The 11925-nt window shown below is 29.2% G+C and carries 12 protein-coding genes and 1 pseudogene; 2 read left to right on the top strand and 11 right to left on the bottom strand.

The window, feature by feature from the left end; translation table 11 throughout:
* Positions 1–67: 67 nt before the first annotated feature.
* The 6 genes from CLOPA_RS02180 to CLOPA_RS02155 form a co-directional block, all read right to left on the bottom strand.
* Positions 68–256: a hypothetical protein gene (locus CLOPA_RS02180; protein ID WP_041710721.1), complete on the bottom strand. Its 189-nt coding sequence runs from the start codon at positions 254–256 to the stop codon at positions 68–70.
* Positions 257–384: 128 nt separating this feature from the next.
* Positions 385–618: a hypothetical protein gene (locus tag CLOPA_RS02175; protein ID WP_242834255.1), complete on the bottom strand. Its 234-nt coding sequence runs from the start codon at positions 616–618 to the stop codon at positions 385–387.
* A gap of 225 nt (positions 619–843) precedes the next feature.
* Positions 844–1131, bottom strand: coding sequence for a Dabb family protein (locus CLOPA_RS02170; RefSeq protein ID WP_015613838.1), 288 nt, complete (start codon positions 1129–1131; stop codon positions 844–846).
* Positions 1132–1187: 56 nt separating this feature from the next.
* On the bottom strand, positions 1188–1529 hold the full coding sequence (locus CLOPA_RS02165) for a nuclear transport factor 2 family protein (RefSeq protein ID WP_015613837.1): 342 nt from the start codon (positions 1527–1529) through the stop codon (positions 1188–1190).
* A gap of 337 nt (positions 1530–1866) precedes the next feature.
* Entirely contained in the window at positions 1867–2772 is a 906-nt protein-coding gene (locus tag CLOPA_RS02160) for a helix-turn-helix transcriptional regulator (protein WP_015613836.1), read from the bottom strand.
* A 48-nt stretch (positions 2773–2820) separates the two neighbouring features.
* Complete coding sequence (locus CLOPA_RS02155; RefSeq protein ID WP_015613835.1) at positions 2821–3354, bottom strand: HXXEE domain-containing protein; 534 nt, start codon at positions 3352–3354, stop codon at positions 2821–2823.
* Between the two features lie 173 nt (positions 3355–3527).
* Between CLOPA_RS02155 and CLOPA_RS02150 the strand changes: the two genes are divergently transcribed.
* Positions 3528–4088, top strand: a complete 561-nt coding sequence (locus CLOPA_RS02150) for a TetR/AcrR family transcriptional regulator (protein ID WP_015613834.1) — start codon at positions 3528–3530, stop codon at positions 4086–4088.
* Positions 4089–4343: 255 nt separating this feature from the next.
* Here CLOPA_RS02150 and CLOPA_RS02145 read toward each other — a convergent pair whose 3' ends face one another.
* The 4 genes and pseudogenes from CLOPA_RS02145 to epsC all read right to left on the bottom strand — a co-directional run bounded on the left by CLOPA_RS02145 (position 4344) and on the right by epsC (position 8584).
* Positions 4344–5462 (bottom strand): 5-methyltetrahydropteroyltriglutamate--homocysteine S-methyltransferase, encoded by a 1119-nt coding sequence (locus CLOPA_RS02145; protein WP_015613832.1) that lies wholly within the window; start codon positions 5460–5462, stop codon positions 4344–4346.
* Positions 5463–5478: 16 nt separating this feature from the next.
* Positions 5479–6411 (bottom strand): annotated as a pseudogene (locus CLOPA_RS02140) (LysR family transcriptional regulator).
* A gap of 23 nt (positions 6412–6434) precedes the next feature.
* On the bottom strand, positions 6435–7178 hold the full coding sequence (locus CLOPA_RS02135; protein WP_015613830.1) for an AAA family ATPase: 744 nt from the start codon (positions 7176–7178) through the stop codon (positions 6435–6437).
* A gap of 446 nt (positions 7179–7624) precedes the next feature.
* Positions 7625–8584 carry a serine O-acetyltransferase EpsC gene (gene epsC / locus CLOPA_RS02130; protein ID WP_015613829.1) on the bottom strand — a complete coding sequence of 320 codons (960 nt, stop codon included), beginning with the start codon at positions 8582–8584 and terminating at the stop codon, positions 7625–7627.
* A gap of 918 nt (positions 8585–9502) precedes the next feature.
* Between epsC and CLOPA_RS02125 the strand changes: the two genes are divergently transcribed.
* Positions 9503–10810 (top strand): UDP-glucose dehydrogenase family protein, encoded by a 1308-nt coding sequence (locus tag CLOPA_RS02125; protein WP_015613828.1) that lies wholly within the window; start codon positions 9503–9505, stop codon positions 10808–10810.
* Between the two features lie 73 nt (positions 10811–10883).
* Here CLOPA_RS02125 and CLOPA_RS02120 read toward each other — a convergent pair whose 3' ends face one another.
* Positions 10884–11816, bottom strand: a complete 933-nt coding sequence (locus CLOPA_RS02120) for a lysylphosphatidylglycerol synthase domain-containing protein (protein ID WP_015613827.1) — start codon at positions 11814–11816, stop codon at positions 10884–10886.
* Positions 11817–11925: the final 109 nt, after the last annotated feature.

Raw genomic sequence — 11925 nt, 5'->3', positions numbered from 1 at the left:
CCTGTCCTATGTTCCACTATCTACGTAATCCTTATAAGCGTTGATATTACTAAGATTGATTGGATAGTTAAAGTTCATAACTTAATTTTTTTGCCTTGTCTGAAAGTTCCTCAGCATCAATGTCATCTTTAAAATAGGCTTCTACTGGAAATTTCAGTTCTCTATTTACTCCTATTCTTGAATAACCTACAATGGTTGTTTTACTTATTTCATTCTCCCCTTTACAACCGGTTTTACTGTGAATTAAGTATAGCATGGCACCAGCGGCCTAAGGTAACTCCAAAAAACTATTGCCTGCTATAGCAATTAACTATAGCAGGCAATTTAGGTATCTGAATTATATACAATCTAATTTTTATATTATATAAATAATTTTTATTTGTTCTATATTTGCTGAGCAAATCTTATTCCCATATTAAAAGCCTTTTCACAATCTTTAGGAAATTGTTCACTTCTAACCTTTGCCTTTTTCTTTTCATCAAATACAGTTATTACATATTTTGAATAATCATCAAACTGGTATGTGTCATTAGCAATTAATGATTCAAAATATCCAAAGACTCTTCCCATATCCATTTCTGAAAATTTAAGACCTTGTTTATATCCTAATTGTTCCATTTGTTCATAGCTTACATTCATAGTATAAATAAATGCTGTTAATATTTTTCTCCCAAAAATACTTCTATAATTAGATGTATAAGTTTGAAATGGAAATGGATTATATTATGGGAGTAATTCCGATACTTAATCTTATGTTCCAGTGGGGTGAGAAGCATATTAAAAATACGTAAATTGGGGAACATACATAGATTTGTATAAATCACTATGTATGTTCCCTCCCTGCTAATCTAGAGATTCATAACGAAAAGATACTTGCTTATCCAATACACTTACAATATATTTTGATACTTCAACATGAACTGGATGATTTAAATAAGTATTTAAATCATCAATTGAATCATATTTAGTAATTAGCATGAGGTCATAATCTCCTTGACTTATATCAACCTCAACTTTTAAATCACGAAGAGTCTCAATCTTTCCCTTCATACTTAGTAAAACATCTCTTGTCTTTTGAATATTTTCGTTATTTCTTTCCTTTAATCTTATAAATAAATTATTAATAATCACTTTAAAAATCTCCTATTTTTATTTATAGTATTTGTTTTATGGCCAACTCATTTTTACTATTTTTCTTCAGAAAGTAAGATTTTCAAAGTAGTAATCTTGTCATTATTTAAAGTAAAATAAAAATCTAAATTAGTTGGACTTCCTTCAAAATTACCAGAAACAACTGCTGTAAGTACGATATTTTCATTCTTTTCTACTAAATTTAAAGCTTCTAAAGTATCATTATACTTTTTATTAGTCTCGTCAATCCATTCTTTGATAGCTTTTACTCCACATATATTTTCTCCCTCATCTTGTACAATAGCGTTGTCTGAAAAATAAGAAATAAGTTCATTACTATTGTGTTCATTTTTTGCTTTAATAAAATAAGCAATAGGTTGTGGTAATTTAATATTCATAATACACTCTCCTCAATTACATTTTTAGTTTATCCGATGACTAACTAAAATTTTCTTATAGCTGTTTTCAACTATCAATGAATTTTACTTAGCTTGAGTTTATACTCCTATTAAGTTTAGATGAATTATCCAGGGACGTTTCGCTGTTCTCTCCACCACACTCTGTGAAAGTGATTCACACAAAATCAAGATTTTGGTTCTCTACTTGCACTCTGTGAAAGTGATTCACACAAAATCAAGATTTTGGTTCTCTACTTTTCTAAAGGCGGAGTGTTACAGCGACTAGTCATCGGATAAATTAATTATAAATGTATTAACTTGACAACATTATGTCATATTATTTATACTTTCCAATCATTTTTTTTAATTTCTCTAAAAGTATATCCCGTACTACCTTAGGCTCTAAAACCTCAATGCCAGTACCAAAAGACATAATATAATCATATATCCATTCTCCTTCCGGTAGAACAGTAATAACATTAAAAGATCCATCTTTATTTTTTACAATATCTTTTTCATCAAATTCATCATATATTCTATAAGCAGCATTGGGTAAAAAATGTAATTTAAAATTAGTTACCTTATGTGCTTGTTCCCTTTGAGATTGGATTTGTAACTTGTCTAAGGATATTATATTAGAAATCTCTTCTGTAATTGTTATATTAGACATACGACTAATTTTAAATGTTCTATAATTTTGCTTTGATAGACAAAAACTCTGTAAATACCAAGATCTATCTTTAAAAATCAACTTTAACGGTTGAGCTTTTCTATTACTTTTTTCTCCTGATGAATTATAATATTTAAATGCAATAATCTTGTTGTTTATAACAGCTTCTTTTAATATATCAAACTTTTCTTTATCAAATTTATTACTACCCCAATTTGAAAAGTCTACTTCAATCCAATTATAATTATCTTTTTTAAATAAATTACTTAATTTAGAAAGAGTAGTATCAATATCAGGATATTTCAATGCCTTTAAACTTTGGAGTGCAATTAATATTTCATTTTGTTCATTTTCTGAAAGTAGAGATTTATTAAGTATAAAATTATCTAAAATTCTTATACCTCCACCTTTACCTTGGTTTGTATAGATTGGTATTCCTGTTGAACTTAAAGTATTAATATCCCTATAAATTGTTCTTGTTGATACTTGAAAATATTCAGCAAATTCTTTAGCCGTAGATACTTTTTTATTAAGCAAAATATATACAATTTCAAATAATCTATTTATCTGCATGCAATCACCTCAAAGGTATTATAAATTATAAAACATGACACATAAATGTCATATTTTATAATTTGTACTAAACTGCTTTAACCAATAATCAAATTTTTTCATTCCTCTATGCAAAAAGTATAAATTTATAATCATTATAATCGAAGCAATTAGTATGTAAAGAAACAAAGTGACAGAGTTATAATGCAGTAAAATATTAAACTTATATATCATATAAAAGCAAATGGGAATAAACAATACACTGGTTATGGTGGAAGGTACATATTTTTTAAACCTTAACCATTGAAACAGATGAAAAATCAGATGTAGAGTAAAAGCAATAAATAAACCATACCAGATAGCATAACTGTAAATTACATATGAGATTAAAGTTACTATTGATATAATAAGAAATTCTTCAGCTACTGCAATTGCAAAGGCAGCGGTTGAAGCATTGAACTCAAAGGGAATACGTTTATTTTTAATCTCCTCAATGTATTCTCTATTTCTCTTCTTCCATGGATTAATCATTATAATTTCCTCAAAGTCATGAATCATAAAAAGTATAGGGAAAAGCCATATAATTATAGTTAATGTTTTCATAAAACAACCTCCTCTGTATTATCACACAGCGACTAATCATCAGATAAAATAACTGTCTCACTTGTGTCACTTGATAGTTATTAGTATAATACCTATTGAAGGTAAATCAATAGGTTTGCTTCAAGTGCTACAAAAATCAATATAATGTGTCAATTACACATTGGAGGCTTTCTATGAAAGAAAATAATAAACTAAATCCAATATCAGTTCAATCTAAAGAATGGATTATGAAATCACTATTAAATCTATTGTGGAAGAAATCTTACAATGAAATAACCATAACGGAAATAGCTTTTCATGCACAGCTGGCAAGGCGTACATTTTATCGGAATTTTACTTCTAAAGAAGATGTTTTAGATTTATACATTGAGAAATTATTTGTTGAATATGCTGAACTGTTAAAAAAAGAAAAAATTTTGAAAACACATGATATTGCTAAAATTTATTTTACATTTTGGAAAAAGCATATAGATTTTATAAATGTAATGGAAAAGAACAACTTACTATATATGATATTGCAAAAATATAATGAACACTTACCTGACCTTCATAAACAATTTAAGGATGACTATGGAAAATACAAAGATAATAGCATATTGGAATACCTACTAGCTTTCAGTGCAGGAGGTTTTTGGAATATGCTAATTAAATGGGTAAAGGACGGCGCTAAAAAAACTCCGGATGAAATGGCGGATATAGTAACCTTAATGCTGACCAGTGAAGTTCTTGACTAAGATATAAAAATAATTTATTATGATTATTTTTAAAATCACCTAAATTTTATTACAATTCTCTAAGTTTTACTTTATAATAAAAATAAAGGCAGGTATTTATAATGAAAATACTTAACGGAAAGATTTTTATTTATTTCATTTTTATAGTTTTCTTTGCTGTTGCTATATTAGTAACTACTAATTTTGTTAAAATAAATTCTCCAAAAGAATTTTCGACTAAGGAAAAGCAGCTGTTAACTTCCTTATTTAACTATTCTATTCCACCCATATCTCATTAGCCGTCTCTACCACAAGCTTTATCTTTCCCCACTGTTCTTCCTCTGTGAGTATATTACCTTCTTCAGTGGATGCAAAGCCGCATTGAGGACTTATACAAAGCTGATTTATATCAATGTACTGACAGACTTCAGCAATGCGAACTTTTAATCTCTCTTTGCTTTCAAGTCCTCCATGCTTTGTAGTAACAAGTCCTAATACAACATATTGGTCTTTTATGTATTTTAAAGGTGCAAAGTCTCCAGAACGTTCATTGTCATACTCAAGGAAAAATCCATCTACTTTGCAATTTGAAAATAAAATTTCAGCAATGGGTTCATATCCTCCAGATCCAAACCAAGAGGAGTGAAAATTACCACGACATATGTGAAGAGTAATAACCATATCCTTAGGGTGATCTGCAATACTTTCATTAATCAGCATTACATAATCTCTTGCAAGTTCATTTGGATCAATCCTTTTATTTTTTAAATGCTCTCTATGTCTTTCACTGCACAAACTTCCCCAGGCAGTATCATCAAGCTGAAGATAACGACAGCCTGCGTCATAAAAAGCTCTTATAGCTAATTTGTAAACTTCAATAATATCACTTAAAAGTTCGTCTTTAGTCTTATAAACATTATTTTCATTATGGCTTTCAACAAAGTGAAAAAGTGCCGGTGAAGGAATTGTAAATTTTGGCACACATTCCCCAGTAATACTTTTTAAATATTTAAAATGCTCTACCATAGGATGATTTTGAAATTTTATTTTATCCATAATACGAAAGCTTTCAGCTTTAATTCTTGATCCATTAAGATTTTTGCCTTGATTTAAAATAATCTTTTCTGTGCCTTTTATACCTAAAAAGAAATCAAGATGCCACCAGGAACGCCTGAATTCACCATCAGTTACAGACTTAAGTCCTATTTCTTTCTCTTTCTCTACTAGCTTTTTAATTTCTATATTCTCAATAGTAGTAAGTTGCTGACAGTTTATTTCACCTTTTTCAAATTGAATACGAGCTGTTTTAATTTCGTCCGTACGAAGAAAGCTTCCCACAATATCATAACGAAAAGGTGGAGCTTCTCTTTTTTTACCTATAAGTTTCTCAATCATATTTTCCCTTCAACTCCTATAGCAGATAATAATCCAAATCAAAATAATTTGTTGAAACAATATCATTTAATATATTTATAAATTCCGTTGCTATCTTACTAAGCTTAATATCCTTATGGGCAATCCATCACACTGTAAATATTTCACTGCTTTCTAGTGGAATTGATTTAATTTCATCTCCATTTAAATTAGAAACTACAACTCCCGTACCTATGGTATAGCTATTTGTACCAATCAATAAATTTGATAGAGTGGCTCTATCATTTACACGAATCATTTTATCTGTTTCAGAAAAATTTATCATTTCTTCTGAGAAGTGTAAAGAATTGTTTTCTCCCTGATCAAATTTTATATATGTAAAGGGTTCTATATCTTTAGCGCTTATACTTTCTCTAACTGCAAGAGGATGCTTTTTCCCTATAAAAACATGTGGATTAGTATTAAATAGGGGCGTAAATTTAAGATTACTATCACTAAACAATTTATTCATTACCCTTGAATTGTGATCATCAATATATAATATCCCCACATCGCTGCGCAGTGTCCTCACATCATCAATAATTTCATAGGTTTTTGTCTCTCTCAAATTAAATTCATACTGAGTAGTATCAAGCTGCTTCATTAATCTGATAAAAGCATCTACTACAAAGGCATAGTGCTGAGTTGAAATGGAAAAATGTGCAGGGTTTAACTTTATTCCCTTATAATGATTTTCCAGCAATTCAGTCTGCTCTATAATTTGTCTGGCATATCCTAAAAATTCAACGCCCTCTAAGGAAATACTAATGCCTCTATTAGTTCTATCAAATATTGTAATTCCAAGCTCATTTTCAAGTTCTCTTATTGAATTGGAAAGGCTGGGCTGGGATATAAAAAGCCGTTTAGCTGCTTCATTCATTGATCCGCAATTTGAAATTTCAATAGCATATTTTAATTGTTGTAGAGTCAAAGCATTCCCTCCCTTTTCTTCCTTTACCCCATAAGAATATTTATCATCTTATCCTTATTATTAATAAAATTTTTCATTATCTGATAATGCTCGGTATCCTCATATTTAACTAACTCTAAAGTATCCTTTATTTCATAAATAGTGGCATCTGGATATGCCATTATAATTGGAGAATGAGTTACAATAATGAATTGAGATCTCTGCTTTACTAATTCATGAATTCTAGCAAGCATAGAAAGTTGCCTTGAAGGTGATAGTGCAGCCTCTGGCTCATCTAATATATACAATCCATCACCGCCAAATCTATTTATAAATACCGAAAAAAAGGATTCTCCGTGAGATTGTTTATGTAATGATTTTCCCCCATAGAAATTCACAAGACCTGGAACTTCCCTGTCAAGTTCATCAACATTTGTTGCAAGATTATAAAAGCTTTCAGCTCTTAGAAAAAATCCATCTTTAGGCTTTCGTACTCCCTTTATCAATTTTATATGATTATATAATTCTGAGTGAGTATCCATGGATGAAAAATTGAAGTTGATTGTTCCTCCTTCCGGATTAAATCCATAGGCAACTGCAATCGCCTCTAAAATTGTGGATTTACCAGAACCATTCTCACCTATAATGTAAGTCACCTTTGGATGAAATTTTAAATTTGACAAATTTTTTATAGCAGGAAGACGGTAGGGATATTCAGACAAAGATTTTATGTGTTCTCTTTTAAGTTCTATACTTCTCAAATATTGATTACACTCTAATATATCCATAATGCTCTCTCCTAAATTTATAATTATGATTTTCATTATACCCTTGTGAAGTAAAACACAAAAGTCTTTTAAAGTGTATTTATCAATTTAATTAATAATAAGGATCATCAGACTTCAACAAGTCATCTGATGATCCTTATTTTTTTAAGCTATTATTAATGAACATTACTCTACAGCACTAACTTCATTTTCTTTAATTACTGTTGAGTAAATATCCTGAATTAAATCCAAGTTTATTTAGAATTCTAATTAACATAAAAGGCCAAGCATTTTTACTTTCATAAAAATACCTGGCCTCCAGTTTGACTGGTTGGTCATTCCTACTAATCAAATTATTTGTGTATATGTTACAATAAGATATGTATTATTGTCAATATTTACTTATATAGAGTTGATTGGAAACACTAATTATGGCTTTCATATTTATTCCTACATACACAATGTCTTTATATAATCCAATCAAATATAAATTCCTGTTCCAGCTCTTTAGGTTTACTATTGCTATTGCTATTTCTAAATTTAAGTTCTGGATTCTTAATACTAACCCTTGTATCTTCTGGAACTGATTTTGTAATAAAAGCATTCCCACCTATTACTGAATTTTTTCCAATAATAGTATCTCCACCTAAAATAGAAGCTCCTGAATATATGGTAACATTATCTTCAATTGTTGGATGCCTTTTTACACCTTGAAGACTTTGTCCTCCTCTAGTTGACAGGGCGCCTAATGTTACTCCTTGATATATCTTTACATTTTCTCCAATAATAGAAGTTTCGCCAATAACAACACCTGTGCCATGATCTATAAAAAAGTATTTTCCAATTTGAGCACCTGCATTGATATCAATTCCTGTTTCACTATGTGCATATTCTGTCATAATCCTTGGAATGCATGGTACTGATAATTTATAAAGTTCATGAGCTATTCTGTAAATACTTACTGCAAATATACCTGGATATGAAAATATAATCTGTTCTATATCTCCAGCAGATGGATCTCCATCATATGCCGCTTTAAGATCTGTATTAATGTATTCCTGTATCTTAGGTAATAATTTTAAAAATGTTAAACATATATTATTTGTTTTTTCTTCTAAACATGAAGCCTCAGATTCATTATCAATACTATTCTTATATAGCAATGCACATTTTATCTGTCTATGTAATTTTTCCTCAATACTAATTAAAAGATCTCCTATATAATATTCTATTGTATCGCTTGACAATTTTTTACTTTCAAAAAAACCCGGAAAAACCAATTGTCTTAGTTCCTGCAAAATTTCTATAATTTCAACTTTACTAGCTAATTTAGAAGAAGCATATAGTGAAAAAATAGAATTTCGTCTATAATTCGCCGCAATCTCTGATACCAATTGAACCATATTTTCATCGAAATCTCTGCTCATATATTCACTCCCCGTCCTAAATCATAATTTTAATTTTTAAAACGTATTTTTATTAATCAATGAATCTTACTTAGTTGAATTTGTACTCACGCTAAGTTTAGATGAATTATCCAAGGATGTGCCGCTGTTACCAAAGTTTTTAAGATATAGATTGTTACAACAGCTTGTCATTAGATAAATTACAACACAATTATATTCATATTAAATATATATGAATAATATGTTTATTTGCTTTATTATACTTCAAACATTTAATCTAATCAAGGATAATTATAAGTAAATTGAATTATTGTACCCCATGGGTGTAATAATTTCCATTTTTTCTGTACTTTACACCCCTGGAATGCAAAGTATAAGTGTGGGTTATACAAAGGCTCCTGACTCTTTATCTACAATTACAGTTACCGATGAATACACCTAAGCATAGAAGACGGATTTTCAGTAGTTATTTCCCCATTGAATAATCTTCTTATTATATCCACTTTACTACTGCCAGATGCCTGAAGTATAGTCCTCTCTTTAATTCATAAATTATTTATATTTTTTACCCATAGCTGTCACTTAATAATGTTAACTTTAAGTTATATAATAACAAAAATAGTAATCAATCAAACTATAAAATTGTATTATTTAATATATGGAGCAATTATTATAAACAGAGTTCTTTGTTTCAGGTGGAGTTTTTTTCTCCAGCTGAAACTTAGAAATCGTTATCCAGGGACGTAGCAGCCGTTATCTCCCACTTTGATAGAAAAGCAGAGAACAAAAATCTTGGATTTTCTGTGAATCGCTTTCACAGCGTGCAAGTAGAGATCCAAAATTTTTAATTTTGTGCGAATCACTTTCACAGAGTGCGACGGGAGCATTACGGATGGTAGTCATCGGATAAAAATTTAATAGGAAATGGAGTGTTAGTATATGTCTAAAAGAATAACAGTAGTAGGTACAGGATATGTGGGTTTAGTTGCAGCAATAGGTTTTGCTGATTTTGGTAACCAGGTTATAGGTGTTGATATTGATAAAGAAAAAGTAGATAAACTTAATGCTGGTATATCTCCAATTTACGAACACGGCATTAATGACTATCTAAATAGGAATTTAAAAAGTAAACGCTTAAGATTCAGCTCAGATATTGCTTCATCCATAATTGAATCAGAAGTAATTTTCATAGGAGTTGGAACACCTCCAAAGGATAATGGTGATGTGGACTTATCTCAGGTAGAAAATGTAATTAATGAAATTTCTAAAAACTTAAATGATTATAAAGTTATTGTTACTAAGTCTACAGTTCCAGTTGGAACAAATAAATGGATAAAAGAATACATAAAAGAGAAAACAAATTCAGATAACTTTGATGTAGTTTCAAATCCAGAATTTTTAAGAGAAGGTAAGGCTATAACTGATTTTTTCCATCCAGACAGAGTTATTATAGGCTATGAATCTGAAAAATCAAAAGAAATACTTAAGGATGTCTATAGATCTTTATATTTAGTAGAAACTCCTTTTGTATGGTGTAATTATGAAACTGCTGAACTAATAAAATATGCAAACAATGCTTTTTTAGCAACAAAAATTACATTTATAAATCAAATTGCAAATCTATCAGAAACTATTGGAGCAGATGTAAATGAAGTGGCAAAAGCTTTAGGCATGGACGGCAGAATAAATTCTAAATTTTTGCATGCAGGTCCCGGATATGGTGGAAGCTGTTTCCCAAAGGATACAAAAGCCTTGGTACAAATTGGAGCTAAATACGATGTTAATATGAGTCTGGTTAAAGAGGTTATAAATTCTAATGAATTACAAAAAATCAGAATGGTTAAGAAACTTAAAAATATATTGGGAGATTTGAATGATAGGTGTATTGCCATATTAGGCTTAGCTTTTAAATCTGAAACAGATGATATGAGAGAGTCACCAGCCATTAGTATAATAAATGAATTAATAAAAAATAATTGTAAAATAAAAGTGCATGATCCAAAAGCATTAAATAATGCAAAAAAATTATTTGGTGATAAGATCATATACTGTGAATATAGTCTAGAAGCAGTTAAAGATGCAGATGCTTTAATGCTGGTTACAGAATGGAATGAGTATAGAAACTTAAATTTAAATAATATTGCAAAATTAATAAAACAAAAAATAATTATAGATACAAGAAATATGCTGCCAGCAACAAAAGTAAAAGAATTAGGATTTATTTATGAGGGTGTAGGCAGAAAATAGCATAGAAATAATAGAAGACACTATGAAATTATGGGAATTTCATAGTGTCTTCTTAGTTAATCTAGTTTTTGTATTAAGATAAAACTTTACTTTCTATTACAGGTTCTAAAAAAAATGCTATTAAATCCCCTAAAACTGATATAACTCTAAGTATAATAGTCGCCATAAGCACTACACTATTTGTATAAAATGGCGTTAATATAAGAAGTAAAATCGTTTCTCTTATGCCTATTCCCCCTGGAGCGCCAGGTGCTATAAAGCCAAGCACCCAGGAAATCGTATAAGAAGATATTATTATCATAGTCATATTCAGCGAAACGTTACAATGAAGAATGAATTTTAAAGATAACATCAAAAATATTCCGGGAATTATTAGTGTTATACTATAAATAAAAAATAATTTGCATAAAAGTATAAGAAATTTCTTTGTAAATATATGACTGTAGTTTTTTAAAAGCTGTTTCTTTTTACATATAATCCAAATTGCTAGTAATACCAATATGGCTAAAGCTGTTAAAACCACCCAAATAATATTATGATTTACTTTAAGTAATGCATATTCTAGTGAATTTCTAAAAATTCTCATTGCAAATATAAGTGGTATAATAACTGCAGTAAAAATCAACACGACTATTTCAAGTATAGTACAAAAGGTAATATCCAGCTGCTTAAATCCAAGCCTACTTGCCAATAAATTTCTACCTGCAAAATGCATTACATTTCCAGGCAAGTATTTAGCAATATTAGATTTTACGTAGACACCTGTAATATCTTTAAATGGTATAGAATCTTTATTAATAAACTCTAATATGCTTTTCCAGGCATAAGAGGATATATAGACTGTTACGGCATATCCTATAGACATTAATATCACAAATATTATAGCTGAAAATGGATTTTTTATGTATTTCACATCTAAATTCATGGAAAGAAAAGATTTTCCTATAAAAATAAATGCTACTATTGTAATTATGTATCCTATATATTTAATAATCTTATTTCTCATATAAAACTCATTTCTTTCTAATTAGTTTTAGACATCCTCAAATAAATAACTAGTCAGTATACTCTTATCTTTCACTTGCTATTTATTTTCACATACCTTATAACTATCT

Origin of the sequence: Clostridium pasteurianum BC1, from assembly GCF_000389635.1 — a bacterium.
Taxonomy (GTDB): Bacteria; Bacillota; Clostridia; order Clostridiales; family Clostridiaceae; genus Clostridium_I; species Clostridium_I pasteurianum_A.
Note: the sequence above shows the minus strand (reverse complement) of the source record. Positions and strands in the feature narration are given on the sequence as shown.